The sequence below is a fragment of the Saccharopolyspora rhizosphaerae genome (assembly GCF_003931915.1).
GTDB classification, from domain to species: Bacteria; Actinomycetota; Actinomycetes; order Mycobacteriales; family Pseudonocardiaceae; genus Saccharopolyspora; species Saccharopolyspora rhizosphaerae.
The window spans coordinates 140917-165974 of the sequence record NZ_RSAA01000016.1 but is presented as its reverse complement, the minus strand read 5'-3'; the positions used below and the strand labels follow the sequence as shown (position 1 = coordinate 165974).

The 25058-nt window shown below is 71.3% G+C and carries 29 protein-coding genes; 14 read left to right on the top strand and 15 right to left on the bottom strand.

Features of this window, described 5'->3' with window-relative positions; genetic code table 11:
- Window positions 1-383 precede the first annotated feature (383 nt).
- Both EIL87_RS27740 and EIL87_RS18180 read right to left on the bottom strand, forming a co-directional pair.
- Complete coding sequence (locus EIL87_RS27740; RefSeq protein WP_267898860.1) at window positions 384-509, bottom strand: hypothetical protein; 126 nt, start codon at window positions 507-509, stop codon at window positions 384-386.
- A gap of 74 nt (window positions 510-583) precedes the next feature.
- Entirely contained in the window at window positions 584-1345 is a 762-nt protein-coding gene (locus EIL87_RS18180) for a TrmH family RNA methyltransferase (protein ID WP_125091749.1), read from the bottom strand.
- Window positions 1346-1426: 81 nt separating this feature from the next.
- On the opposite strand from EIL87_RS18180, the gene EIL87_RS18175 reads away from it, so the two are divergent.
- Both EIL87_RS18175 and EIL87_RS18170 read left to right on the top strand, forming a co-directional pair.
- Window positions 1427-2863 (top strand): WS/DGAT/MGAT family O-acyltransferase, encoded by a 1437-nt coding sequence (locus EIL87_RS18175; protein WP_125091748.1) that lies wholly within the window; start codon window positions 1427-1429, stop codon window positions 2861-2863.
- Window positions 2860-3357, top strand: a complete 498-nt coding sequence (locus tag EIL87_RS18170) for a DUF6912 family protein (RefSeq protein WP_125091747.1) — start codon at window positions 2860-2862, stop codon at window positions 3355-3357. The genes EIL87_RS18175 and EIL87_RS18170 overlap by 4 nt, the downstream gene beginning before the upstream one ends.
- Window positions 3358-3361: 4 nt before the next feature.
- On the opposite strand, the gene EIL87_RS18165 is transcribed toward EIL87_RS18170, so the two are convergent.
- The 3 genes from EIL87_RS18165 to aroA form a co-directional block, all read right to left on the bottom strand.
- Window positions 3362-4219 (bottom strand): hypothetical protein, encoded by an 858-nt coding sequence (locus EIL87_RS18165; RefSeq protein WP_125091746.1) that lies wholly within the window; start codon window positions 4217-4219, stop codon window positions 3362-3364.
- Between the two features lie 132 nt (window positions 4220-4351).
- Window positions 4352-5359, bottom strand: a complete 1008-nt coding sequence (gene rsgA, locus EIL87_RS18160) for a ribosome small subunit-dependent GTPase A (RefSeq protein WP_125091745.1) — start codon at window positions 5357-5359, stop codon at window positions 4352-4354.
- 16 nt (window positions 5360-5375) lie between these two features.
- Window positions 5376-6644, bottom strand: coding sequence for a 3-phosphoshikimate 1-carboxyvinyltransferase (gene aroA, locus EIL87_RS18155; protein WP_125091744.1), 1269 nt, complete (start codon window positions 6642-6644; stop codon window positions 5376-5378).
- Window positions 6645-6770: 126 nt separating this feature from the next.
- Here aroA and EIL87_RS18150 point away from each other — a divergent pair, with 126 nt between their 5' ends.
- Genes EIL87_RS18150 through EIL87_RS18140 form a run of 3 tightly spaced genes read left to right on the top strand, consistent with a single transcriptional unit; the run spans window position 6771 to window position 8872 of the window.
- The gene (locus EIL87_RS18150; protein ID WP_125091743.1) at window positions 6771-7526 is read left to right on the top strand and encodes an SOS response-associated peptidase; all 756 of its coding nucleotides are present in this window, start codon (window positions 6771-6773) and stop codon (window positions 7524-7526) included.
- A gap of 21 nt (window positions 7527-7547) precedes the next feature.
- Window positions 7548-8264 carry an SOS response-associated peptidase gene (locus EIL87_RS18145; protein ID WP_125091742.1) on the top strand — a complete coding sequence of 239 codons (717 nt, stop codon included), beginning with the start codon at window positions 7548-7550 and terminating at the stop codon, window positions 8262-8264.
- Window positions 8261-8872: an alpha/beta hydrolase family protein gene (locus EIL87_RS18140; protein ID WP_125091741.1), complete on the top strand. Its 612-nt coding sequence runs from the start codon at window positions 8261-8263 to the stop codon at window positions 8870-8872. The genes EIL87_RS18145 and EIL87_RS18140 overlap by 4 nt, the downstream gene beginning before the upstream one ends.
- Before the next feature lie 286 nt (window positions 8873-9158).
- Here the strand turns inward: EIL87_RS18140 and ybaK are convergent, their stop codons facing one another.
- Window positions 9159-9635 (bottom strand): Cys-tRNA(Pro) deacylase, encoded by a 477-nt coding sequence (gene ybaK / locus EIL87_RS18135; RefSeq protein ID WP_125091740.1) that lies wholly within the window; start codon window positions 9633-9635, stop codon window positions 9159-9161.
- A gap of 229 nt (window positions 9636-9864) precedes the next feature.
- On the opposite strand from ybaK, the gene EIL87_RS18130 reads away from it, so the two are divergent.
- Together EIL87_RS18130 and rsrA are read left to right on the top strand one after the other, a co-directional pair.
- Complete coding sequence (locus EIL87_RS18130) at window positions 9865-10527, top strand: sigma-70 family RNA polymerase sigma factor (protein ID WP_233576348.1); 663 nt, start codon at window positions 9865-9867, stop codon at window positions 10525-10527.
- Window positions 10524-10847, top strand: a complete 324-nt coding sequence (gene rsrA / locus EIL87_RS18125; RefSeq protein WP_125091738.1) for a mycothiol system anti-sigma-R factor — start codon at window positions 10524-10526, stop codon at window positions 10845-10847. Before EIL87_RS18130 ends, rsrA begins: the two co-directional genes overlap by 4 nt.
- 284 nt (window positions 10848-11131) lie before the next feature.
- On the opposite strand, the gene EIL87_RS18120 is transcribed toward rsrA, so the two are convergent.
- From EIL87_RS18120 to EIL87_RS18110, 3 genes are all read right to left on the bottom strand, one after another.
- Complete coding sequence (locus EIL87_RS18120; protein WP_125091737.1) at window positions 11132-11770, bottom strand: response regulator; 639 nt, start codon at window positions 11768-11770, stop codon at window positions 11132-11134.
- Window positions 11771-11850: 80 nt separating this feature from the next.
- Window positions 11851-12351 (bottom strand): DoxX family protein, encoded by a 501-nt coding sequence (locus tag EIL87_RS18115; RefSeq protein WP_125091736.1) that lies wholly within the window; start codon window positions 12349-12351, stop codon window positions 11851-11853.
- A 73-nt stretch (window positions 12352-12424) separates the two neighbouring features.
- Window positions 12425-13039, bottom strand: a complete 615-nt coding sequence (locus tag EIL87_RS18110) for a macro domain-containing protein (protein ID WP_125091735.1) — start codon at window positions 13037-13039, stop codon at window positions 12425-12427.
- A 175-nt stretch (window positions 13040-13214) separates the two neighbouring features.
- Here EIL87_RS18110 and pheA point away from each other — a divergent pair, with 175 nt between their 5' ends.
- Complete coding sequence (gene pheA, locus EIL87_RS18105; RefSeq protein WP_125091734.1) at window positions 13215-14138, top strand: prephenate dehydratase; 924 nt, start codon at window positions 13215-13217, stop codon at window positions 14136-14138.
- Entirely contained in the window at window positions 14135-14779 is a 645-nt protein-coding gene (locus EIL87_RS18100; RefSeq protein ID WP_125091733.1) for a histidine phosphatase family protein, read from the top strand. Before pheA ends, EIL87_RS18100 begins: the two co-directional genes overlap by 4 nt.
- A 73-nt stretch (window positions 14780-14852) precedes the next feature.
- Here the strand turns inward: EIL87_RS18100 and EIL87_RS18095 are convergent, their stop codons facing one another.
- Window positions 14853-15743 carry a dioxygenase family protein gene (locus EIL87_RS18095; protein WP_125091732.1) on the bottom strand — a complete coding sequence of 297 codons (891 nt, stop codon included), beginning with the start codon at window positions 15741-15743 and terminating at the stop codon, window positions 14853-14855.
- A gap of 126 nt (window positions 15744-15869) precedes the next feature.
- Between EIL87_RS18095 and EIL87_RS18090 the strand changes: the two genes are divergently transcribed.
- Window positions 15870-16448 (top strand): TIGR03086 family metal-binding protein, encoded by a 579-nt coding sequence (locus tag EIL87_RS18090; protein WP_125091731.1) that lies wholly within the window; start codon window positions 15870-15872, stop codon window positions 16446-16448.
- A gap of 136 nt (window positions 16449-16584) precedes the next feature.
- Here EIL87_RS18090 and EIL87_RS18085 read toward each other — a convergent pair whose 3' ends face one another.
- Complete coding sequence (locus EIL87_RS18085; RefSeq protein ID WP_125091730.1) at window positions 16585-16935, bottom strand: metallopeptidase family protein; 351 nt, start codon at window positions 16933-16935, stop codon at window positions 16585-16587.
- Window positions 16935-17933, bottom strand: coding sequence for a septum formation family protein (locus tag EIL87_RS18080; protein ID WP_125091729.1), 999 nt, complete (start codon window positions 17931-17933; stop codon window positions 16935-16937). The genes EIL87_RS18085 and EIL87_RS18080 overlap by 1 nt, the downstream gene beginning before the upstream one ends.
- A 146-nt stretch (window positions 17934-18079) precedes the next feature.
- Here EIL87_RS18080 and EIL87_RS18075 point away from each other — a divergent pair, with 146 nt between their 5' ends.
- The 3 genes from EIL87_RS18075 (at window position 18080) to serS (ending at window position 21282) form a co-directional block, all read left to right on the top strand.
- Complete coding sequence (locus EIL87_RS18075) at window positions 18080-18727, top strand: hypothetical protein (RefSeq protein WP_125091728.1); 648 nt, start codon at window positions 18080-18082, stop codon at window positions 18725-18727.
- 4 nt (window positions 18728-18731) lie between these two features.
- Window positions 18732-19895 carry a glutathionylspermidine synthase family protein gene (locus tag EIL87_RS18070; RefSeq protein ID WP_125091727.1) on the top strand — a complete coding sequence of 388 codons (1164 nt, stop codon included), beginning with the start codon at window positions 18732-18734 and terminating at the stop codon, window positions 19893-19895.
- Between the two features lie 124 nt (window positions 19896-20019).
- Window positions 20020-21282 (top strand): serine--tRNA ligase, encoded by a 1263-nt coding sequence (gene serS, locus EIL87_RS18065; protein WP_125091726.1) that lies wholly within the window; start codon window positions 20020-20022, stop codon window positions 21280-21282.
- A gap of 82 nt (window positions 21283-21364) precedes the next feature.
- Here serS and EIL87_RS18060 read toward each other — a convergent pair whose 3' ends face one another.
- Together EIL87_RS18060 and EIL87_RS18055 are read right to left on the bottom strand one after the other, a co-directional pair.
- The gene (locus EIL87_RS18060) at window positions 21365-21991 is read right to left on the bottom strand and encodes an endonuclease (RefSeq protein ID WP_125091725.1); all 627 of its coding nucleotides are present in this window, start codon (window positions 21989-21991) and stop codon (window positions 21365-21367) included.
- A 65-nt stretch (window positions 21992-22056) separates the two neighbouring features.
- The gene (locus EIL87_RS18055) at window positions 22057-22929 is read right to left on the bottom strand and encodes an LLM class flavin-dependent oxidoreductase (protein ID WP_233576347.1); all 873 of its coding nucleotides are present in this window, start codon (window positions 22927-22929) and stop codon (window positions 22057-22059) included.
- Window positions 22930-23046: 117 nt separating this feature from the next.
- Between EIL87_RS18055 and EIL87_RS18050 the strand changes: the two genes are divergently transcribed.
- The gene (locus tag EIL87_RS18050; protein WP_125091723.1) at window positions 23047-23859 is read left to right on the top strand and encodes an HAD family hydrolase; all 813 of its coding nucleotides are present in this window, start codon (window positions 23047-23049) and stop codon (window positions 23857-23859) included.
- 7 nt (window positions 23860-23866) lie between these two features.
- Here EIL87_RS18050 and EIL87_RS18045 read toward each other — a convergent pair whose 3' ends face one another.
- On the bottom strand, window positions 23867-24937 hold the full coding sequence (locus EIL87_RS18045; RefSeq protein ID WP_125091722.1) for a peptidoglycan recognition protein family protein: 1071 nt from the start codon (window positions 24935-24937) through the stop codon (window positions 23867-23869).
- Window positions 24938-25058 lie beyond the last annotated feature (121 nt).

Sequence of the window (25058 nt, the reverse complement as noted above, 5' to 3'; positions counted from 1 at the left end):
TGCACTCGACAGGGTGTGGGAGAGTAAGACACCGCCGACACATACCTTGGTGGGGCGGGGCAGAAGGTGAGAACCTTCTGCCCCGCCCCTTTTTCATGCCCCTTTTCCAGCCACGAGCTCGACCGTCCGGATGTCGTGACGACTTCCTACCCTGCGCACCCGGTCGCGTTCTGTGCATCGCTTCAGTCTCCGGTGCAACACCGTTCTTCGTGGTGGGGGCTGCAGTTCCTGCCTCTGAGCGCGGGCCTGTTTCGTCCAGCTGTCTGCACGCTTCCCGCTGGGCCCGTGTGCAGGCCTTCCGTTCCCGTTCGCGCTGGTCGTGCTGTTTCCTGGACCCCGTCGACCGCTTACCGTCGAGGACAGATCGCGGGGGAGGCCGGTGCTCAGCGGTCGGCGCGGGTGGTCGAGAGGTGCGCTTGGTGAAGCCACCACAGTTCGCCCTTGGGGTGCGCGGGCAGGCTCGGCGACTCGTCGTCGGCGCCGTACCCGAGGAGGGGGCGTGAGAACAACGGCCGAACCTGCGATCAGCCCATCACCGCTGCGACGGCCTCGGGCAGGCCTTCCGTCAGACCCGTGTTCGGCGTCAGGCTAGGGCGCGGCGGCGGATCTCGAAGCAGAGGACGGCTGCGGCGCTGGCGACGTTGAGCGACTCGACGCCGCCGGCCATGGGGATCGCGATCGGTTGGGCGATGCGCTCCTCGACCTCCGTGGACAGGCCGGCCGTTTCGCTGCCGAGGACGAAGACCGCGCGATCGCCGAACTCGGTCTCGTAGAGGCTGTGCTGGGCGTCGGCGTCGAGGGCGTAGAGCGGGTACCCGGCCTCGGTGAGCAGTTCCGCGGCTTCGGCGGCGGTGCGGGTCCGCAGGACCGGGGAGTGGAACGCCACGCCTGCTGAGGCCTTGATGACCAGCGGGTCGAGACCGGCCACTCCGCGGTGCGGAACGACGATGCCGTCGATCCCCGAGGCGGTCGCGGTCCGCAGGATCATGCCGACGTTCGCGGGGGTGGTGAGGCCGTCCAGCAGGAGGATGCTGCGAGGGGCGGTCGCGGGGTCGGCGAGGGCGTCAACGAGCGGACGCATCTTGCGGGCCACGACGTCGGCCACCACGCCCTGGTCGTGACGGCCGTTCCCGGCGAGGACCTTCACCCGGTGCGCGCTGGCGCGCTGCACCTTCACCGCGCGGTCGGCGGCGGCTTCCTCGATCTCCGCGATGGCTCCACCGCGGAGCCCTTCGGCGACGATCACCTTGTCGACCCGCAGGTCGTAGTCGGCCAACGCCTCCAACACGGGCTTGCGCCCGTAGACGGTGACGAATCGGTCCTTCGGGGAAACTTCGCTGGTCACACCATCAAGTGTCACATGTCCGCGTTCAGGCCTGGCGGGTGAACCCCTCGACGCGGGGGCGATGTGTGCCAGGATTTCGGCATGCCCGATCGTCTTTCCGCCGTCGACGCCTCCTTCCTCTACTTGGAGGACTACACGACGCCGATGCACGTCGGTGGTGTTGCGGTGTTCCGGCGGCCGCGAAGCGATTTCGACTACGAGCACCTGCTGTCGATGATCGACCGGCGGTTGGGTCTCGTGCCCCGCTACCGCCAGCGGGTGATGGAGGTCCCGGGCAGCCTCGCCCGTCCGGTGTGGGTGGACGACCAGGACTTCGACCTCACCTACCACGTGCGCCGGTCGGCGCTGCCGAAACCGGGCAACGACGACCAGCTGCACGACCTGGTGGCGCGGCTGATGTCCCGCAAGCTCGACCACACGCGCCCGCTGTGGGAGCTGTACCTGGTCGAGGGGTTGTCGAAGAACCGGGTCGCGATCATCACGAAGACCCACCAGGCGGTGATCGACGGGATCGGCGCGATCGACATCGGCCAGGTGATCTTCGACCTGCAGCGCAACCGCGTGGTCGAGGACCCGGACGCGCTGTGGATGCCGCGCCCGGCGCCGACCGTGACGCAGCTGCTGCTGGAGGCGGCGACGGACGCGGTGCAGCGCCCGGGTGAGGTCGTGGAGAACGCGCGGGCCGCGATGGTCGACGCGTCCGCCACGGTGCAGAAGGTGACGCGCGCGCTCGGGGGCGTCGCGTCGGCGGTCCGCGCCGCGCTGGTGCCGGCGCCGAGCGGTCCGCTGAACGCGCCGACGTCGTCGCAGCGCCGCTTCGCCGTGGCCAAGGCGAAGCTCGACGACCTCCGCGCGGTGCGGCGGGCGCACGGGAGCACGGTGAACGACGTCGTCCTGGCCGTGGTGGCCGGGGCGCTGCGCAACTGGTTGCTCTCGCGCGGCGAGGTGGTGACCCCGTCGACGACGCTGCGCGCGATGGTGCCGGTCTCGGTCCGCTCCGACGACGCCGAGGCCGACGCGGCCTACCAGGACACCGCGAGCCTGCCCGTCGGTGCGGTCGGCAACAAGGTGTCGGCCTACCTGGTGGACCTGCCCGTGGGCGAGGGCAATCCGACGATGCGGTTGCACCAGGTCAGCCATGCCATGCGGGCCCACGCCGAGTCGGGCCAGTCGGTGGCGGCCGATGCTCTGGTGAAGGTCGGCGGGTTCGCCCCGCCGACGTTGCACGCGCTGGGCGCCCGGGTGGCCAACGAGTTCTCCGACCGGCTGTTCAACGTGCTGGTCACGAACGTCCCGGGGCCGCAGGTGCCGCTCTACGCGGCGGGGGCGAGGATGATGGAGATGTTCCCGGTGGTTCCGCTGGCCAAGAACCAGTCGCTGTCGGTGGGCGTGACCTCGTACAACGGCGCGGTGTACTTCGGGTTGAACGCGGATCGGGACGCGATGCCCGACGTCGGCGTGCTTGCGGCGATGATCGGTGAAGCAGTAGACGAGATGATCGGGACGGTCGACGCATGAGGATTTACCTGCCCGCCACGCTGCCGACGTTGCAGCAACTGGTGGCCGACAAGCAGTTCCAGCCGCTCGGCGGGACGGCTTTCGCGTTGACTCCGGCGCTTCGCGAGTCCTACGCCAGCGGCGACACCGAAGAGCTGGAGTACGCGGCGATGCGGGAGGCCGCTCGCGCGTCGCTGCGGCTGCTCGCCGCCGACGAGGACGGCAAGGTCGAGGCGCGGCGGGTGGTGATCTCCGCCGACGTCGACGACGTGACGCTGCGTCCGGACCTGGACCACGCGGTGGTGAAGGTGTCGGGCCCGGTGGTCTGGAAGCAGCTCGCGGCGGTGCACGTGGACACCGGCGAGGCGGAGGACGCGGTGCGCGCGGCCGCCGAGGTCATCGACGCTGCGGACCTCGGCGACCCGGACGCGGAGTTCACCCTGGGCGAGGCCGAGGACCACGAACTCGCTTGGTACGCACCGCAGGAAGTCCCGTTCCTGCTCGAGCTGATGTGAGGCGTCAGCGCGGCGGCTGCGCCATGGGCGGCAGGTCTTCGAAGACGCCGACCTCGTGCTCCGGGGGCAGCGCGATGTCCACCGGCGCGCCCCAGTCGCGGTAGGTCGAGGTCAGCGAGACTTCGCCGGCCTGGGCGACCTCCGTGGTGGCCGCGAACTTCGCGGGCAGTCCCTGCTCGTCGAGCCAGAGCTCGTAGCCGAGTTCGCGCTGCCCGTTGGCGGCCGCGCGCTGGAAGCGCTTCCGCTGCTCTTCGTCCGGGGCGATCTCGGCGGCCTTGTCGGTGAGGATCCGCAGCTCGTAGCGGGTGGTGGGTCGTCCGTCGACGGTGTCCGGTGCGGAGCTCTGGATCCGGGTCGCCTGCTCGACACCGCTGAAGGTGGCGCGCGGGTCGACGGATTCGTGCAGCTGGTCCAGGGCCGGGCTGAGCAGCTTCGACCCGAAGTCCGCGCCGTCGTCGGAGATCCGCAGCCACGGCTTGTTCGCGTCCGGCCGGGCCAGCGGGGTGTTGAGGTAGCCGACGTCGTCCACGATGGACACCGCGAGCCGCTCGGTCCGGGTGTTGCGGGTCTTGCCGTCGAGCACCAGGTCGGCCTGCGGTCCCCGGTAGCGGACGGCACCGTCCGCGGTGAGCTGCCCGACCACGCCGAGGCTTCCGGTCATGGTGGTGTGCGCGGTGCCGGTCCGGTTGATCTTGGCGAGGGTGTCGGTGAGCATCGGCTCGGCCGCAGGGCGCGGGTCGGGGCGGGCGGCGGGCTTGGTCGCCGCCGCGGGGGGCTGCGGCTCGCTGGTGCAGGCGCCGAGTGTGGCGGTCAGGGCCAGACCGGCGGACAGCAGCGCAGTCCTGGTGCGGGCTCGGGGCATCGGGCGCGCTCCTCGGGCGGGTGGTGGACGGGCTCGAGTTTCGCTGGCCAACGCTAGCAACGAAGTGCCGTCATCACCGGGGACGCGATTCCCCGTTAGTGGGACGCGGTCGATCACACGAGGCGCGGTCGATCAGGTTTCGTCGCGCCCCGCCCGGGAGCGCAGCAGTCGGCGGAGCGAGGCGAGCTGATCGGGGTTGCCGCCTTCTTCCGCCGCGTAGGTGTCGAGGTAGCAGTCGGGATCGTCGTCGCCGCCGAGGTGCCCGCAGTTCGGCGGGCACTCCTCCGCCGCTTCGGCGAACTCCTCGAACGGGGCGATGACGTCGTCGGCGGTGACGTGGGCGAGCCCGAACGAGCGGATGCCGGGCGTGTCGACGACCCACCCTCCGCCGGGCAGGGGGAGCGCGACGGCTGAGGTGGAGGTGTGCCGTCCCTTGCCGACGCCGCTGACTTCGGCGGTGGCGCGTTCGGCTTCCGGGACGAGCCGGTTGACCAGCGTGGACTTGCCGACACCGGAGTGCCCGACGAGCGCCGACACCCGGTTGGCGAGCAGCTCCCTCAGTTCCTCGGGTTCGGCGTCGAGGCGGGTGATGGTGATCGGCATGTCCAGCGACGAGTAGTTCTCGATCCACTCGCCCGGCTCGGCCAGGTCGGCCTTGGTCAGGCACAGGACCGGGGAGAGCCCGCCCGCGTAGGCGGCGACCAGGCAGCGGTCGATGAAACCGGGCCGCGGCGGCGGGTCGGCGAGCGCGGTGACGATGACCAGCTGCTCGGCGTTGGCGACGACCACCCGTTCGTAGGGGTCGGTGTCGTCGGCGGTGCGCCGCAGCACGCTCCTGCGATCGGTGACGCGGACGATGCGCGCGAGCGTGTCGGGTTTGCCGGAGATGTCGCCAACCACGCCCACCAGGTCGCCGACGACGACGGGCGTTCGGCCGAGTTCGCGGGCCCGCATGGCGGTGACGATCCGCTTCGGGTCGCCGTCGAGCGCCACGGTCCAGCGGCCGCGGTCGACGGCGATGACCATGGCCTCGGCGGCGTCGGCGTGCTTGGGGCGCTGCTTGCTGCGCGGCCTGCTGCCCCGTCCGGGACGCACCCGCACGTCGGATTCGTCGAGGTTGCGCCAGCCGCGCTTGCTCATCAGCGGGCTCCCGGGATCACGCGGTCTCCTCCAGCATCGCGGTCCACATCCCGGGGAAGTCCGGGATGGTCTTGCTGGTGGTGGCGATGTCCTCGACGACCACCCCGGGGACCTCCAGCCCGAGGATCGCGCCGGCGGTGGCCATCCGGTGGTCGGCGTAGGAGTGCCATGCGCCGCCGGTCAGCGGGACGGCGTCGATGACCAGGCCGTCCTCGGTCTGCTGCACCTGACCGCCGAGCCCGTTCAGCTCGGCCTCCAGGGCGGCGAGCCGGTCGGTCTCGTGCCCGCGCAGGTGCGCGATGCCGCGCAGCCGCGAGCGTCCGGAGGCGAGCGCGGCGAGGGCGGCGACGGTGGGGGTGAGTTCCCCGACGGCCCGCAGGTCGATCTCGACGGGCTCCAGCTGGTCGGGGCCTGTGACGGTCAGGCCGTCGGAGTCGAGGCGGACGTCGGCGCCCATGCGGGCGAGGATCTCGCGGATCGCGTCGCCCGGCTGGGTCGTCCGGGACGGCCACCCGGGCACGGTGACGCTGCCACCGGTGACGGCGGCGGCCGCCAGGAACGGGGTCGCGTTGGAGAGGTCGGGCTCGATGTCGGAGTCGAGGGCTCGGATCGGGCCGGGTTCCACGCGCCACTGGTGGCGGCGCGAGGTGTCGACGGTGACCCCGGCGTCGCGCAGCATCTCGACGGTCATCTCGATGTGCGGCTGCGACGGCACGGGCGGGCCGGAGTGCCGGACGGTGACGCCCTGCTCGAACCGCGGGGCGGACAGCAGCAGCCCGGAGACGAACTGCGAGGAGGCCGAGGCGTCGATGGTGACCACGCCGCCGGGCAGAGCGCCGGTGCCGTGGACCTCGAACGGCAGCGAGCTGCCGGTGATGTCGGCGCCGAGTGCGCGCAGCGCGTCGAGCACGGTGCCGAGCGGGCGCTTGCGGGCCTGCGGGTCGCCGTCGAAGGAGATGCGGCCGACGGCCAGCGCGGCCACCGGGGGCACGAAGCGCATCACGGTCCCGGCCAGCCCGCAGTCGACCTCGGCCGGTCCGCGCAGGTCAGCCGGGATGACCCGCCAGGAGCCGTCCGGCCCGTCGGTGATCGTGGCGCCCAGCGAGCGCAGGGCGGAGGCCATCAGCTCGGTGTCCCTGCTGCGCAGCGGTGCGCGCAGCTCGGAGGGGCCGTCGGCGAGCGCGGCGAGCACCAGCGCCCGGTTGGTGATCGACTTCGAACCGGGCAGCGGGACGGTCGCGCGCACGGCGCCGGTGGCGACGGGAGCAGGCCAGAGCTGGGTCATGGGTCAATGATCCCGCATTCCACCCGGGTGTTTCAGCGCCGGGGCGCTCAGGACGCTCGCCTGGGACGAACAGGACTGCCAGGATGAAGTGGACGGACCCCTCGCCCTCGGGAGGTAGGACACCGGATGTGCGGTAGGTACGCCTCCAGCAAGGACCCCGGCAAGCTCGCCGCCGAGTTCGCGGCCCTGGACGCCACCGGTGGTGCGGCGCCGGGTCCGGACTTCAACGTGGCCCCGACCAAGCGGGTGCTGACCGTGGTGCAGCGACACCCGAAGGACGAGGCCGGTGAGGCCGACCTGGAGAGCACCGAGCGGTCGATCCGGGTCATGCGCTGGGGCCTGGTGCCGTTCTGGGCGAAGGACAAGTCGATCGGCAGCCGGATGATCAACGCCAAGTCGGAGACGGTCACCAGCAAGCCCGCGTTCCGCAGCTCGATCAAGCGGTACCGCTGCCTGGTGCCCGCCGACGGTTGGTACGAGTGGAAGCGCGACGGCGGCAGGAAGCAGCCGTTCTTCATGACGCCGCCGGACGGTTCGAGCGTGGCGTTCGCCGGGATCTACTCGACGTGGCGGGAGGAAGGTTCGGCCGAGCCGCTGGTGACCTGCTCGGTGTTGACGACGTCCGCGGTCGGGCAGCTCACCGAGGTGCACGAGCGGATGCCGATGGTGCTGCCGCAGGGGGCGTGGGCGCACTGGCTGGATCCGGACGAGCCCGACGTGTCGGACCTGCTGCGGCCGCCACCCCTGGAGGTCGCGGACTCGCTGGAGGTCAGGCCGGTCTCCACGGCGGTCAACAACGTCCGCAACAACGGGGTGGAGCTGCTCGAACGCGTGTCGCTCGACGCGCCTGGGCAGGCGGTAGGTTTGGACGCGGAGAAGTAGCGGAGCCGAGGTGGGAGCGGGATGTGTGGTCGGTACGCCGTGCGGCAGGACCCGGCGGCGTTGGCCCAGGAGTTCGCGGCTGCTGATCGCACCGGGGGTGCGACGGGCGCGGACTTCAACATCACGCCGACCAAGACGGTGCCGATCGTCGTGCAGCGCGGTGCTGAGCGCAGCGTCCGGCCGGTCCGCTGGGGGTTGGTGCCGACCTGGGCGGAGGAAGCCGACGGCGGTCCGCCGATGATCAACGCGCGGGCGGAGACGATCACCACCAAGCCGGCCTTCTCGGAGTCCGCGCGACGCCGTCGCTGCTTGATGCCCGCGACCGGTTGGTACGAGTGGAAGCCCGGTGATGCGCGGCGGCAGCCCCACCTGTGCCGGCGCCGGGACGGCCGGAGCCTGGCGATGGCGGCGGTGTTCTCGGCGTGGTGGGATCCGAAGTCCATCCGTCAGCCGCTGGTGACCTGCGCGGTCGTGACCACGGCGGCGGCGGGTGAGCTCGCCGAGGTCCACCACCGGATGCCGCTGGTGCTGCCCGAGGACCGCTGGGCGGACTGGCTGGACCCGAGGCGGAGCGAAATCGACGAGTTGCTGCGCCCCGAGCCGAGCGTGCTCGGCGAGCTGGCGCTCCACACGGTGTCGACCGAGGTGAACAGCATGCGCAACAACCGTCCCGACCTGCTCGAACCTGCCGACCCGGTCCCCGCGCCGGCCGAACAAGCGGTGTTGTTCGAGTCATGACCCGCATCGAGGTCGACACCCCGCACGGCCCGGCCCGGGCCGAGCTGCACTGCGCTGAGGAAGGTCGTGCCGCGCTGCTGCTCGGGCACGGCGCCGGTGGCGGCTTCAACGCGCCCGACCTCGTGGCGGCCACCCGCGCCGCCACCGACGCCGGGGTGCACGTGGCGCTGGTCGAGCAGCCCTACCGGGTGGCGGGCAGGAAGGCCCCCGCACCCGCGAAGCAGCTGGACACGGCCTGGTTGGCGGTGGCCGAGGACCTGGGCGAGCGCTGGTTCGACGACCTCCCGCTGATCTTCGGCGGGCGGTCCTCCGGGGCGCGCGTGGCGTGCCGGACCGCCGACGCGGGGGACGCGCTGGCGGTGCTGTGCCTGGCGTTCCCGCTGCACCCGCCGGGCAAGCCGGAGAAGTCGCGGGCGGCCGAGATCGACGCCGTGAAGAACCCGGTGCTGGTGGTGCAGGGCGAGCGCGACGCGTTCGGGCGTCCCGAGCCAGCCCACAACCGCGAGGTGGTGCTGGTCGCCGGGGACCACTCGCTCAAGGCCGACGTGGACGCGGTGCACCGGGCCACCTCGGAGTGGCTCGGCCGGGTGCTGCGGCTCATCGACTGAGGTCGCTCACCCGGGTGGCTTCTGCGGGCGCGCTCACCTCTTCCGCCCGGTGAACCCGCAGGTCCGAGACGTGTTCGTGAAACCTGATCATCATGTGAAATCCGCTGTGTTGCCCTCGCGCGTCCGCAGCGCGCAGGATGTGGCGGCGTCGGCCCCCCGAGCGATCTTGAGGCCGGGCAGGAGGTCCCCCGATCCTGCCCGGTGCGGGGTGCGGCTGTTGCGCGGCAGCGGCACCGAGCACCGGGAGGAGCGGTCCTGCACGGGATCGCTCCTCCCGGGCTTCCGCTCAACTCGCGATGTCGGCGAAGGTCGCCCCGAGGAGGTCGGCGAGGTCCTGCGGGGCCAGTTCGATCTCCAGACCGCGCCGGCCTGCGCTGCAGTAGATGGTGTCGAAGTCCTGGGCGGTGCGGTCGATGACGACCGGGAGGCGCTTCTTCTGCCCCAGCGGTGAGATGCCGCCCGCGACGTAGCCGGTGGCGCGCTCCGCCGCCGCGATCTCGGCCATCTTCGCCTTCTTGCCGCCCGCGGCCGCGGCCAGGGCTTTCAGGTCGAGCTGGCCGGTGACCGGGACCACGCCCACGGTCAGGCTGCCGTCGACGTCCGCTACCAGCGTCTTGAACACCCGATCGGGTGGTTGTCCCAGCGCTTCGGCGGCCTCGAGCCCGAACGACTCCGCTCGCGGATCGTGGTCGTAGGCGTGCACGCGGTGCGTGACGCCCTTCTTGCTCAACAGCGCCGTCGCTGGAGTTCCCTTGCCTGCCACGCACGTCACCTTAAGGCGGCGGAATAGCCGCCCCGGCAGGAGTGTTGCACCCAGCGTGACGATGGATGCGACGAACACCTGCGTGCTGGACCGTCCGCCGCGCGCCGAGCAGCCGTTGCCGGGGAGTAATGGCAGGACAGCGCGGGTACCCTCGAAGTCGGACCATGCGAAGGACTGCATGGGTTCGTCGTCTGCCGCCACGTCATCTGGGCGGCGTGAAAGGAGCCTGGTGCCTAGCACCCCACAGGACTCGAACACCGCGGAAACAGCCGCGCACGTCGAACAGGACGAGCGCGTGGAGGAAACGGAAGAGCAGCGGGCCGCCCGCTTCGAGCGGGACGCCATGCCGCTGCTGGACCAGCTCTACGGTGCAGCGCTGCGGATGACCCGCAACGCGCAGGACGCCGAGGACCTGGTCCAGGAGACGTACCTCAAGGCCTTCTCCGCGTTCGCGTCCTTCACGCAGGGCACGAACCTGAAGGCGTGGCTGTACCGGATCCTCACCAACACCTACATCAACGGCTACCGCAAGCGGCAGCGCCAGCCGCAGCAGCAGCCGACCGATGAGATCGCCGACTGGCAGCTCGCGCAGGCCGAGAACCACACTTCGACCGGGTTGCGCTCGGCCGAGGTCGAGGCGCTCGACCGCCTGCCGGACACCGACGTGAAGGCCGCGCTGCAGCTGCTGGCCGAGGAGTTCCGCATGGTCGTGTACCTCGCGGACGTCGAAGGGTTCGCCTACAAGGAGATCGCCGAGATCATGGGCACTCCTATCGGCACCGTCATGTCGAGGCTGCACCGCGGTCGCAGGCAGCTGCGTGAGATGCTCACCGACGTCGCCCGTGATCGTGGCTTCTTGCGGGAGACCCAGCAGGAGGTGAGCACTTCATGACCAACTGCGACGAGCCCGATGAGGCCTCATGCCAGGACGCGCTCGCCGAGGTGTGGCTGTTCCTGGACAACGAGTGCGACCCGGAACGCCGGGAAGCCGTCCAGCGCCACCTCGACGGTTGTGGCACCTGCCTGGAGCACTTCGGCATCGAGGAGCACCTGAAGGCGTTGCTGCAGCGCAAGTGCAGCGGTGAACACGCGCCGACCGAGCTCAGGGACCGGCTGCGCTCCTCCATCCGCGAAGCAGTCCTGAGCAAGGCGGAGATCACCGTCGAGCACGGTCCGGAAGGGACGTCGGTCGAGGTCCGGACGAAGAAGTGAACCCTGCTCGACACACCTGACAAGCTTCCACGGCACCGCACCACCCAGGTGGTGCGGTGCCGCTGCGTTGCGGGGACCTGCGAGAGCCGCGTGCCCCAGGTGTGGAACTCAACCGGCACAGCCGCAGGGTCGAGGCGGTGAGCGGCGCAGCCGCCTCTCCAGGTGAGGGACTCAACCGGCACTTCTGAGCGGCTTGGCCACCCATCAGGAGCAGCGCACGGAGTCCACGGAGCCGCTCAGGTCCTGCTACCCGCACCGCTGAACGCGCAAGCTTTGAAAGAAGGTCAAGGCTTCTCGCGGCGGGCGACCCATGCTGCAGCCTGCGTCCGCCGCTCCATCCCCAGCTTCGCCAGCACCGAGGTCACGTAGTTCTTGACCGTCTTCTCCGCGAGGAACATCTGCTCGGCGATCTGGCGGTTGGTCAGGCCCTCGCCGATCAGCTCGAGCACCTTGCGCTCCCGCTCGGTCAGCGCGGCCAGTTCGTCCGGTTCGGGGCTGCTGGACTGCCGCAGGTGCTCGAGCACGCGTCCGGTGGTGACCGGGTCGAGCAGCGAACGGCCTGCGGCGACCTCGCGGACGGCGTTGACCAGGTCCTGGCCGCGGACCTGCTTGAGCAGGTAGCCCGAGGCGCCGGCGTTGATCGCGCCGACGAGGGCTTGTTCGTCGTCGAAGGCGGTCAGCACCAGGCAGTGCGGGGCGTCGGGGAGTTCCCGCAGCTTGCGGGTCAGCTCGAGGCCGTCGCCGTCGGGCAGCCGCATGTCCACGACCGCGACGTCCGGTCCGGTGGCCTGAGCGCGCGCCAGCGCCTCGCCGACACCGCCGGCCTCGGCGACCACCTCGACGTCGGACTCGGTGTCGAGCAGGTCCCGGAGCCCGCGCCGGACGACCTCGTGATCATCGACCAACAGCACCCTGACCGCCACACCACCACGCTAATGGGCGTGCGGGGCGGTGCGCGCAGCAGTGTCGGCTTTTGCTCCCGGGCGACCGGCGCGAGCGTCGATCACTTCCGGGCCTTCTTGGCCTTCTTCGCCTTCTTCCTGGCCTTGCGGGACCCCTTGTCGGCGGTCTTGCGCGCCAGGTAGCCGACGCTGGGCTTGCCGCCGGTGTCGACCGACGCGAGCAGGACCCCGCCGATCAGGCCGACGTTCTTCAGGAAGTGGATCTGCTGCTCGGTGCGCTGCTGCGGGTCCTCGTGCTCCCAGAAGCGGTGCGCGGCCAGCGTGGTGGGCACCATGCTGGCGGCGAGCAGCAGTGAGGCCAGCCGCGGGAACTTGCCCAGGGCCAGCATGGCGCCCGCACCGATCTTCACGCCGGCGTCGATGCGCACCAGCGTCTCGGGATCGGTCGGCACCTGCGCGGGCAGCGCGTCGGTGACCGGCTTCGTCTTCTCCAGCAGCGGCGTGGCGGCCTTGGCGTGGTTCGAGACGTCCTTGAGGGCGCCGATCCCGCCCCAGATGAAGATCGAAGCGAGCATCGGACGCGCCAGGCGGCGAATCAGCATCGGGGGAACCTCCTCGTAGGTCGTCCGAGCTCGACGGTACTGACTCGATCCCCGCCGCGCCTGACAACGATCCTCAGCGCAGGTCGACCTGGGCGAAGACCTCGTCCCAGGCGGCGGCGACCTGGCGGGCGCACAGCTCCGGCGCGGCGCCGCCGATGCCGGTGCCCAGTCCGGGCATGGCGATGGAGCGCACCACGCGGTGCACCGGAGCGCCGTTGTCGAGGACCGCGCTGGCCCAGAGGCGCAGGACCGCACGGGCGGCGAGGTAGGGGTGCACGGTGTCGGCGGGCAGCGCCTCGCCCGGTTCGCGCATGGTCGGCGCGCTGATCAGCCAGATCGGGCTGGGCACGCCGGTGGGGACCAGCAGCGCTTCGCCCACCGGCAGTTCACCGCCGTGGTAGGCGAGCACTGCGCTGCGCACCTGCTCCTCGACCTTCGGGAAGGCGCGCGCGTACACCGCGTCGATGCCGCCGCGCATCCAGCCGTAGGAGTTGGCCGGGCTGACGACGGCGTCCACCTGCACGTCGAGCACCGATCCCTGGTGGGCGGAAATGCCGGGCCTGCTCTCCGCGATCTCCTGCCAGGCCGCGGCCAGCGGCTCGTCCAGCGCGCAGAGGACGAGCTGCAGCTCCGGCTCCGCTCCTTCAGCCGATGAGCGCCCCGAATCTGCGTCCACGCCCCACAGCATCGCAGGAATGCGCCGCGTAGTGGCATTGGGTAGGTCACACCGGCGACGACGTGCCCCTTTGGCCGGGGGCCGACCGGCGGTGACGATCACGGAGCGTGGAAACCGGCCGGTAGCGGGTGGAAAGCGTTCACGTGGCCCGGGGAGATCGGGTTTGCGCGGCCCGTAATCTGGGCGGGTGCCAGAAATCGCCTACCTCGGCCCGCCGGGAACCTTCACCGAGCAAGCGACCCGGCTCTTGACCGCGGACTTCAACGCCGACCTCGTGCCCTGCGAGACCGTGCCGGTCGCGCTGGCCGCCGTGCGCTCGGGGGACGTGCTGGCCGCGGGGGTGCCGGTGGAGAACTCCGTGGAGGGGTCGGTCCCGGCGACCCTCGACGCGCTGACCGCCGACGATCCGCTGGTCGCGGTCAAGGAGGCCGTGATCCCGGTGCAGTTCGACGTGCTGGCCGAGCCGGGGACGGCGCTGGACCAGGTCGAGACGATCGCCAGCCACCCGCACGCGCTGGCGCAGGTGCGAGGCTGGTTGACCGAGAACCTGCCGAAGGCCGACGTGCGCGCGGTCAGCTCGACCGCTGCGGCCGCCGCAGCCGTGGCCGCGGGCGAGTTCGACGCGGCGATCTCGGCGCCGGTGGCCGGTGAGCACTACCCGTCGCTGTCGCGGCTGGCGACCGGCATCGCCGACGTCCGCGACGCGGTCACCCGGTTCCTGCTGGTCCGCAGGCCGGGCCCGCTGCCGGAGCCGACCGGCGCGGACCGGACGTCGATCTGCGCGGTGATCAGCCACGAGGTGGGCACGCTCGCGGACATGCTGGCCGAGCTGTCGCTGCGCGGCATCAACCTGAGCCGCATCGAGTCGCGACCGGTCAAGGACAGCTTCGGGCACTACCGCTTCTTCCTGGACTTCGACGGTCACGTGGCCGATGCGCGCATCGGGGAGGCGCTGGCCGCGCTGCAGCGGCGCTGCGACTCGGTGCGGTTCCTCGGCTCGTACCCGAAGGCGGACCGGTCGCCCGCGCAAGTGCGGCCGGGGGCCTCGGAGCAGGCGTTCCGCAAGTCGGCGGAGTGGTTGGCCGCGGTGCGCTCGGGGAGGTTGGCGTGACGGAGTTCGAACTGCCCGCCGCCGCCGGTGTCCGGCTGGTGCTGGCGCGGCACGGGCAGACGCCGGCGAACGTCGCCAGGCTGCTCGACACGCTTCCCCCCGGGCCGGGGTTGACCGAGCTCGGGGAGCAGCAGGCCGACGAGCTGGCGGACCGGCTCGCCGAGCGGGAGGACAAGATCGTCGCGGTGCACGCCAGCCGCGCGCGGCGTGCGCAGCAGACGGCCGAACCGGTCGGGCGGCGGCTCGGGTTGCCGGTGCAGGTGGTCGACGGCACGCACGAGGTGTTCGTCGGTGAGCTGGAGGGCTTGGGCGGCCCGGCGCTGGCGGTCTTCGACGAGGTCTACGCGCGCTGGCACGGCGGCGAGCTCGACGTGCCGATGCCGGGCGGGGAGTCGGGCCGGGAGGCGGTCACCCGGTTCCTCGCCGGGGCCCGCACCGCCCTGGACGGCGTGTCGGCGGGCGCGGTGGTGATGGTCAGCCACGGCGCGATGTTGCGGCTGGTCGCCGGGGCGCTGGTGGACGAGGTCACCGGCGCGGAGGCCGACGCGTTGCACCTGCCCAACACGGGCCTGATCGTGATCGAGTCGGACCCCGCCACGCGGACCGGCTGGCGATGCCTGACCTGGGACGGCTTGCTCTAGCGACCCGAGCTCGCGGCACAGCCCCTCTGCGGTTGCTGATCACCTGTCCCCCTCACCCGGAGGGGCGGCCGGTTCAGCGCCGTCCGGGAGGTGGCGGAGGTGGTGCGCCGGCGCCCGGTTCGGTGCGGGTGTCGAGTGCGACGTGCAGCGCGGCGGTGTAGCCGGTCGTCACAGCGCCGGTGACGGTGGCCAGCTGCACACCGGCTCCGTCGTCGCCGAAGACCACGTACCCGTCGAGGCTGACCTCGGCGAGGTGGGCGACCGAGGTCTCGTAGCCGGGCTGGGCGTAGACGGTGTCGCAGACCTCCTCCGGCAGCGCCACCTGCGAGGTGGCGATCGTCTTCGACGCGTCGGTGATGTCGGCCTGGCCGGGGTGGACCTCGAAGTGGACGTGCGGCCAGCGGCCCTCGTAACAGGCCGGGAAGACGCTGGTGAAGCGCACCGCGCCCTGCGCGTCGGCGATCTGGACGCCGCGCAGGTAGTTCTCGCCCTCGATGCCCTCGGAGTACATCGAGTAGCGGCCCTCGCGGTCGCAGTGCCACACGTAGACCGCGGCTCCGCTCAGCGGCGCACCGCCGTGGGCCAGGTCGGTGAGGGTCAGCTCCAAGGTGAGAGGGACGCCCTCGGCGACGCCGCTCGGACCGCCGAAGCTGGTGCGGATGTCCTGCCGGACGATGCCGCTGCGCTCGAGCACGTCCGGGCCGTTGGAGCCGTCAGCCGGGTAGGGACCCGCGGTCTCCTCCGGGATCTCTCCGGGGCTGGTGGTGCCGCCCGCGCCGGCCGGCGGGCCGCAGGCGGCCAGTCCGGCCGCTGCCGCGCCGAGGCCGAGCGCCTGCAGCACCCGGCGTCGTCCCCGCAGCGTGCCCAGGTCGAACCCCAGGCCTTGGTCCACGACGTCGTCGTCGGGTCTGGCCAGCGGTCGTCCCTGGTAGGTGGATCTCGACGGTGTCCGGTCGCGTCGCACAGGACCTCCCCCAGCGTTGTTCGGCGACGTCGACGCTAGAGGGGCTGGCTGGGGGAACCCCGTGATCGAGCTGGGAGGCAGCTGGGAAGTCGGCGGGTGTCGGGGTCGCGTTCTACGGTGATGCGCATGACCGGGAGCGATGCGCCGATCGGCGCGGTGGCCTTTGCGGCGCTGGACTTCTTCGTCGACGCCGTGGAGCTGGTGCCCGCCGAGCGCTGGGACGCGCCGTCCAACCTCGACGAGTGGACCGTGCGGGAGCTGGTCGGGCACGTCACCGGGAGCGCCACGAAACTCGCCGTGCTGCTGGAGGGCGGCGAGGCCTGGTTGGCGCCGTCCGAGCCCACCGACTGGATCCGCGACGACCCGGCTGCCGAGCTGCGCGAGATCCGGGGCCGCATCGGGCGCGCGCTGCCGCACGCCGACCTGGAGTCACCGCGGCCCTCGCCGGGCGGCGAACTGCCGCTGCACCGGGCGCTGCAGTTCCCGGTCGCCGACCTCGCCCTCCACGCCTGGGACCTGCACCGCAGCTGCGGACGCACGGTCGAGCTGCCCGAAGACCTGCTGAAGTTCTGCCACTCCCTCATCGACTCCGCACCCGAGGAGAAGATGCGCAGGCCAGGCGGCTTCGCCCCACCCACAACCCCACCCGAGGGCGCAAGCGAAACCCAACGCCTCATGGCCCACCTAGGCCGAGAAGTCGGCTGAACCCGGCCGAGCGAACCAACCTGAACACGGAAGGCTTTTCCGCGGCGAAGCCGCTGTTCCAGGTGTGGGGACTCACCTCGCACCGCTCAGGTCCTACCACCGGCACCGCCCAGCAAGGCGATCCACCAGGAGAGGCTCAGCCCCAGCCGAGCTCGTGGAGCTTCTCGTCGTCGATCCCGAAGTGGTGGGCGATCTCGTGCACGACGGTGATCGCCACCTCCTCGACGACCTCCTCCTCGTCCTCGCACATCGTCAGCAGCGGTTCCCGGAAGATCGTGATCGTGTCCGGCAGCACGCCGTTGTAGGTGTGGTCCCGCTCGGTGAGCGCGATGCCCTCGTAGAGCCCGAGGAGTTCGGCGTCCTCGGGGTGGGAGTCCTCGACCAGCACGACCACGTTGTTCATCGCCTTCGCGAACTCGGGCGGCAACCGGTCGAGGGCGTCGCTGACGAGCTCCTCGAAGCGGGCGCGGGTCATCTCCACCGGCATCAGCGCGGCTCCGTCGCGGGCGCCCCCGGTTCGGTCGGCTGCGGCGGCCGGCCGGCCGGAGCCCTGCCGACCTGGACCTGACCCTTCACGCTGCCGGTCACCGGCGCCAGGCCGCTGCCGTCGGGCAGCTGCGCGCTGAGCTTGCAGTTGACCTGTCGGGACCCCGCCGCCCAGCTCTCCTCGGACAGGGTGTCCCAGTAGACGATCAGACCCTTGTCCTTGGCGACCTCCGGCCCGCCGGCGTAGGCCGCGGTCAGCTCCTCGCACTTGGTGGCCAGGAAGCCGTCCTGGTCGTTCTCGGTGGGGTAGTTGTCCGGGAACTGCTCTGCGAGGTTGACCACGGCGGAGAGCTCCACGGCGTGCGGCCGCGAGCAGTCCACCGGGTCCCAGACCCGCGTGCCGCTGATGCCCAGGCAGCGGCCGGCCGGGTAGACGTTCGACTGGTCCATCTCCGCCGCCTTGCCCTTGATCGGGAACAGCTTCCCGGACGGTCCCGGCTGCTGGAGCCCGCAGTGCAGGGTGCGGTCGCCGTCGGCCCAGCCCTCCTGGCTCGGGGTGAAGGCGCCGACGGTGAAGCGCCCTTCCTCGTCGAGCCGGCCGCCCAGGAACTGGTTGGACACCTCGATGCAGCGCTGCTGCTTGATCTCCTGCCACTGCGCGGTGCTCGGGAAGGGGGCGTTCCGCGGGAACTCACGCAGGTCGTAGGGTCCCGTCACCTCGAACAGGTGCGGTTCCTCGCAGGTCACCTTGCGGATGTCGGCCGCGTCCGGTTCGGTCCAGTTCAGGCACTCGCCGGCCTTGGTCTCGAAGACGACCTTCGGCGCCGGCGCCTCGCCCACCCCGGCCGAACCGCCGACCTTGCTGGACTCCATCGGCCAGTTCAGCAGGATGCTGACCGTGAGGATCAGCAGGGCGCCGATCGCGGCCGCGACCATCACCAACGTGGCGTTGGGCGGCTTCCGGCGGCTTCTTCCGGGGGTGCGTTCGGGCGGGACCATCGAACACATGATGCCTGGCGCGCGCGTGCGCTGCCGCAGTCCGCGCCGGAAACGGAGAGGAAAGGAACGGATTCGTTGCCGTCGGCGTCCCTTCTTTGAGTACTGTTGCGTCTGGGAGTTGGGCGATGACGGAGAATGGCAAGCCAGTGTCTGACAACGAGAGACAGCAGGGGGACTCCTCCCCGGAAGAACCGACCCAGCAGGTGCCTGCGGACGCGCAGGGGCGCATCCGCTACCAGGACCCGGAGAGCACCGCGCCGCGCGAGCCCACCCTCGCCGAGCAGAAGGCCCGGCAGATGGCTGAGCAGCGCCGCGCCGAGGCCGAGCGGGCCGAGCAGGCCGCGGCCGCTGCGAAGACGGCCAAGCGCCGCAAGGCGCTGATCGGCGGCGGGGCGACCGTCGGTGTCGTCGCGCTGGTGGCGGCGATGTACACGGCGTCCGAGGTCAGCGCCGAGGCCAACGCGGCGCAGCAGTACTGCGCGCAGGACCAGAACGGCCAGGCGGTCGCCGCGGATCCGCAGAACTGCGACGAGAACTACGTGCGCAGCCAGGGTGGCTACGTCGACCACCACTCGGGCTTCGTGTTCATGCCGCTGTTCCTCGGTGGCCCGCCGGTCCCGTCGTACCGCTACGCCTACACCCCGGCGGGTTCGCCCGCCCCGCGTGTCGGTTCGACCGTGCCGGGGTCGTCGTTCAACAAGCCTTCAGGCACCACGATCAAGGACACCAAGGGCTCGACCATCCAGCGCGGTGGGTTCGGGATCTCCAGCAAGTCCGGCGGCAGCGGGAGCTGAGCGGGTGAAGCGCAAGACCGAGGATCGGCGCCCGGACTGGCAGCAGAAGGTCGAGGAGCTCGGCCTCGTCTTCGGGACACCGGCGCGCGCTGCCGACGGCAGCAAGCGGCCCTACTGGGACGAGGGCGTGCACTACGAGTTCGACCTGGACGAGGTCCTCTCGCTGGAGGCCGACGTCGAACTGCTGCACTCGATGTGCCTGGACGCCGTCGACCACGTGATCACCACCGAGCGCTACAAGGACTTCGGCATCCCGGAGTGGGTGTGGCCGCACATCGCCGAGTCGTGGCGTCGTCGCGACCCGCACCTCTACGGCCGCTTCGACCTGCGCTACGACGGGACGGGTCCGGCGAAGCTGCTGGAGTACAACGCCGACACGCCGACCTCGCTGCTGGAGGCGGCGGTCGTGCAGTGGCACTGGCTGACCGAGGTCCACGAGGGCGACGACCAGTGGAACTCCATCCACGAGAAGCTCGTCGAGCGCTGGGCCGAGGTCAAGCTGCAGCTGGCCACGAACGAGGTGCACTTCACCTGGTCCGGTCAGGAGCACACCGGTGAGGACAACCTCACCGCTGCCTACCTGCAGGAGACCGCCGCCGAGGCCGGTCTGAACACCGTCGGGCTGGCCATCGAGGAGATCGGCTGGGACAGCTTGCTGGAGCGGTTCGTCGACCTCGAAGAGGCGCCGATGAACACCGTCACCAAGATCTACCCGTGGGAGTGGATGGTCGACGACGAGTTCGGCAAGCACGCGGTGAACACGCTGCCAGCGACCCAGTGGATCGAGCCGCTGTGGAAGATGCTGCTGTCCAACAAGGCGCTGCTGGCGATCCTGTGGGAGATGCACCCCGGCCACCCCAACCTGCTGCCCACCTACCTCGACCAGCCCGGGCTGCTGACGGAGTACGTGCGCAAGCCGCGACTGGGTCGGGAGGGCAACAACATCACCATCGCCGCGCCCGGCTGGGAGACCGAGACCGGCGGCTTCTACGGCGAAGAGGGCTTCGTCTACCAGGCCTTCGACCCGCTGCCCGAGTTCGACGGGATGCGTCCCGCGCTGGGCGCGTGGATCGTCGGGGACGAGTCGGCGGGCCTGGGCATCCGGGAGACCGCCGGGTTGATCACCGACGACGGCGCGGCGTTCGTGCCGCACCGGATCCCGCAGTGATCGGTCCCTCCGCTCGGCGGTGCCAGGCGCTCCCGGGCGGAGGTTTCCTGCGGAAACGGCGTCGGAGGTGGTGTGGGCACCCTGGGCATGTCGCGGTCCGGTGAGGCGGCTACGCTGACCAGCTGTGATCGACCTGAAGACGCTACGCGAGGATCCGGAAGCGGTGCGCGCGTCGCAGCGCGCACGTGGTGAGGACGAGTCCCTGGTGGACGCGCTGCTGTCCGCCGACGAGCGTCGCAGGTCCGCGGTCTCCCGTGCGGACGACCTGCGCGCGGAGCAGAAGCAGCTCGGCAAGCAGGTCGGCAAGGCCCAGGGCGAGGAGCGCGAGGCGCTGCTGGCCCGGGCCAAGGAACTGGCCGCGCAGGTCAAGGAGGCCGAGACCGCGCAGTCGGACGCCGACGCCGAGCTGCTGCGGCTGCAGAAGGCCGTCTCCAACGTCGTCGAACCCGACGTGCCGCCGGGCGGTGAGGACGACTTCGCGGTGCTCAAGCACGTGGGCGTCCCCCCGGAGTTCGACTTCGAGGTCAAGGACCACCTGGAGCTGGGCAACGCGCTCGGTGCGTTCGACATGGAGCGCGGCGCGAAGGTCTCCGGCGCTCGCTTCTACTTCCTCACCGGTGTGGGCGCGCAGCTGGAGCTGGCGCTGCTGAACATGGCCGCCGCGCAGGCCACCGCCGCCGGGTTCACCCTGGTCGTGCCGCCGGTGCTGGTGCGCCCGGAGATCATGGACGGCACCGGTTTCCTCGGAGCGCACTCCAGCGAGGTGTACCGGCTCGAGGAGGACGACTACTACCTGGTCGGCACCTCCGAGGTCCCGCTCGCGGGCTACCACTCCGGGGAGATCCTGGACTTCGGTGACGGGCCGGCGCGCTACGCGGGCTGGTCGACGTGCTTCCGCCGCGAGGCCGGCTCCTACGGCAAGGACACCCGCGGCATCATCCGCGTGCACCAGTTCAACAAGCTGGAGATGTTCGTCTACTGCCGGGAAGAGGACTCCCGGGACGAGCACCAGCGGCTGCTGGCGTGGGAGGAGGAGATGCTCGCCAAGATCGAGGTGCCCTACCGGGTGATCGACACCGCGGCCGGTGACCTCGGCTCCAGCGCGGCCCGCAAGTTCGACTGCGAGGCCTGGGTGCCCAGCCAGCAGACCTACCGCGAGCTGACGTCGACCTCGAACTGCACCACGTTCCAGGCCCGGCGGCTCAACACCCGCTACCGGGACGCGGACGGCAAGACCCGCTTCGCGGCGACCCTCAACGGCACGCTGGCGACGACCCGGTGGATCGTGGCGATCCTGGAGAACCACCAGCAGTCCGACGGTTCGGTCCGGGTCCCGGAAGCGATGCGCCCGTTCCTCGGCGGCCGCGAGGTCCTCGAACCGAAGTGACGTGACGTTCCGGCCGGAACATCGCTCAGTCGTAGCGGAAGACCCCAGCTCAGCTGGGGTCTTCCGTCGTTCAGGGGCCTGGTCAGCGGACGGCGGGAGCGACGCCGCGTTGGAGCGTGCTGCGGACCAGGGCGGCGGCGAGCCTGGCGAGGTCGTGGCCCTCGACGAGACCGGCGAGCTCGTCCGGATCGGTCGGCAGGCCGAGCTTCTTCGCGCCGCTGAGTGCTTTGGAGTCGAAGGAGGGGCGCAGTTCGGGCCACACCAGTTGGGCTTCGCGGCAGAAGATGTCGGCGCCGACCGGGCCCAGCCGCGGCAGTTCCACCAGCAGCGTGCGGACCTCCTCCGGGTCGCCGTCGGCCTTGGCGCGCAACCTGCGCAGGTCACCGTGGTACCGGTCGATCAGCAGCTCGGCGCCCTGGCCGAGGGCGGTCGCGGTGCTCTCGTCGTAGCGCCGGTAGCCCGCGCCGCCGAGGGCGTCGACCCGCTGCTGCCAGGTCGCGTCGAACATCTTCTGCGGGCTGTTCCACGGCGCCAGCTCCCGCGCGGCGTGCACTGCGATGTCGGCCTTGATGCGCGTGGACAGCAGCACCGAGAGCACGACTAGCCGGTACAGCGGTGAGGGCTTGTCGGCCAGCTTGATCCCGGCCTCGGAGGCGTAGCTGGTGCCCGCCTCGTCCAGCAGTGTCCGCACCTTGTCCTGCACCGGCATCGTCACCACCTCCTGCCGACGACGGATACCCACGTCGCGGAGGCAGCACACGTGCCGCGGAAGTCCTACAGCTCGGGGAGGACCTCGGTGGCGATCTCCTCGACCGTGGACTCCTTGCCCGCGTAGGGGCTGTCGGTGCGAGGCCAGTGGGTGATGACGTCGGTGAAGCCGAGTTCGTCGGCGCGGCCGACCACGTCGCGGAAGTGCTCCACACTGGACATCGAGAACGTCGGTGCCGCGTCGAGCTGCAGGTACCGGTCGACGGTCCTCGGATCGCGGCCCTGCTGGTGGCAGATGTCGGTGAAGCGCAGCGACAGTTCGGCGACCTCGCGCCACCAGGCCTCCTCGTCCTCGCCACCGCGGCCGGTGGTCACCCAGCCCTGGCCGTGCTGGGCGGCCAGTTCCATCGAGCGGGTGCCGTTGGCGGCCACCACGAACGGGATTCGCGGCAGCTGCACGCAGCCGGGCGCGCGGCGTGCCTGCACGGCCGAGTAGTAGGTGCCTTCGTGGTCGGTGACGTCGAAGCGCAGGACGTGGTCGAGCAACTCGACGAACTCGACGAAGCGGTCGGAGCGCTCCGGCGGCGACAGCTCCGGCTGTCCCAGGACCTCCGCGTCGAAACCGGTGCCACCCGCGCCGATGCCGAGGGTGATGCGGCCGTCGGCGATGTCGTCCAGCGCGGTCAGCTCGCGGGCGAAGTGCACCGGGTGGCGGAAGTTGGGGGAGGCGACCAGCGTGCCGAGCCGGATCGTCGAGGTGACGGTGGCCGCGGCGGTCAGCGTGGGCACGGCGTCGTACCAGGCCTTGTCCACAAGGGAGTGCCAACCGAGGTGGTCGTAGGTCCAGGCGTGGGCGAAGCCGTACTCCTCGGCCATCCGCCAGAGCGGCTCGGCGGCCCACCACCGGTGTTCGGGCAAGATCACGATCCCAACGCGCACGGGTAGACGGTACTGGTACGGCATCGCGCGTTTCGACCCGATCAGGTGACGAACGTCCCTTCGTGTTGTCACCAGCGACGATGTCCGGATGCTCGGCGCGGCGGGCATGATGGTCGGGTGCGTGAACCTGGCCTGGTGGCATCCGACGTGGACGGAACCCTGCTCGACCCGATGGAGCGGGTTTCCGCTCGCACGGCGGCCACGGCCAGCCGCATCGTTTCCGCCGGAACACCGTTCGTGCTGGTCACGGGGCGTCCGCCGCGGTGGTTGCCGCGGGTGGTCGAGGCCCTCGGGGTGGCCGGGATCGCGGTGTGCGCGAACGGGGCGGTCACCTACGACACGGCCGCCGACCGGGTGCTGCACAGCCACGACATCGACCCGGTGGAGCTGCACGACGTGGTGCGGGAGTTGCGCCACGAGCTGCACGGCTGCGCGTTCGCGGTCGAGCGCACCACGCGCAGCGCCCGCGAGGACCTGCGCGAGCAGTTCGTCGCCGAGGCGGACTTCCACCGCGGGTGGAGGAACACCGACATCCGCGTCGCCGCCACCGACGAGCTCACGGGCAAGCCGGCGATGAAGCTGCTGGTGATGCACCCCGGCCTGAACAGCGCGGAGCTGGCGGCGGCCACCTCGGACATCATCGGTGACCGGCTGCGTGCGACGTACTCGACGGACTCCGGGCTGGTCGAGCTCTCCGCGCCGGGGATCGACAAGGCCGCCGGCCTGGCAGCCGTGGCCGCCGAGCTCGGCATCGCCCGGTCCGAGGTGATCGCCTTCGGCGACATGCCCAACGACGTGCCGATGCTCAGCTGGGCCGGTCACGGCGTGGCCATGCGCAACGCCCACCCCGACGCCCTGGCGGCCGCGGACGAGGTCACCACCAGCAACGCCGAGGACGGCGTGGCCCAGGTCCTCGAGCGTTGGTGGTGAGGGCGGGTCACTGCGGTGCGGCGTTCTCGGACGCCTGGACGCTGACGGCCCGCTCCCGGATGGCTCCGAGCTGGTCGTAGCCACGCGCACCCGGGCACGCGGTGTGGGCGACGTCGCGGTGGGCGAAGATCGTCGGCACCGCGACCTCGGTGCCCGAGGGGTGCTTCGAGCCCGCGGGGGCGCGGGAGACCAGGCGCGTGGTGCCGTCGGCGGGAACGCCCGCGGTGCCCAGCTTCCAGCCGGCCACCTCGCCCACCGAGCGCACCGTCTCGGGTGACGGGGGGACGTCGACGTGGTTGCCCATCATCGAGATGCCGAAGGTGTGGTCGTTGAAGCCGCGCACGTGACCGCCGATCACGTTCCCCTCCAAGCCGCCGGAGCGGCCTTCGAAGACGGTGCCGCACTTGTCGACCAGGGCGTGGTAACCGATGTCGCCCCAGCCCCGCGCCACCGCGTGGTACTCGTAGATGCCGCGCACGAGCTCCGCCGAGCGGTCGCAGGTGTAGTCGTTGGTGCCCGCGGTGTGGTGCACGACCGCGGCCTCGGTGGTGGTCGGCTCGACCGGCCAGGTCATCTTCGACTCGTCGGCGCCCCACTGAGCGCGGGTGACGACCGGCGGTGCACCCGCCTGCGAGGCGTTGACCTGCGGTGGAGCCATCTGCGGCGCCGGGTCGATGCCGATGAACTGCACCCGGTCGGTGACGTCGGCGCCCAGGCCGGTCGCGCGGACCTGCGCCTGGGCGCTGCCGCCGGTCCACAGCGGTTCGCTGCCGCCGTCCTCGGCTTCCAGCGGGGTCCACGGGCCCCAGTCCTCGGCGGTGCGCACCCGCACCTCGATGCGGTCCGGCGCCGGGCCTTCCCAGGTGAGCCCGAGCAGGTCGAAGGGCTCGGCGGTGCGCACCTCGCGCGCCGCGGACCGGTCGTCGCGGGCGGCGTCGCGCAGCGGGACGCGGGTGCTCCGCGTGCCGGGGTCGGGGGAGCCCGGTGCTGCGAGACCGCACGTGCCGGAGAGCGGGAGGAAGGCCAGGGTCAGCAGCGCTGCGGTGACCAGCTTCGGGGGCGTGAACCGGGGACGCATGGGCGGCACCTCGCTTCGGCTGGAGTGCGTGCGCTGTTCTCGGCACGCGCTTCACGGCGAGGGCGAGTATGGATCCGGGACCGATCAGTCGCCTTTCGGGAACCCTCGATCGCTTGAATCC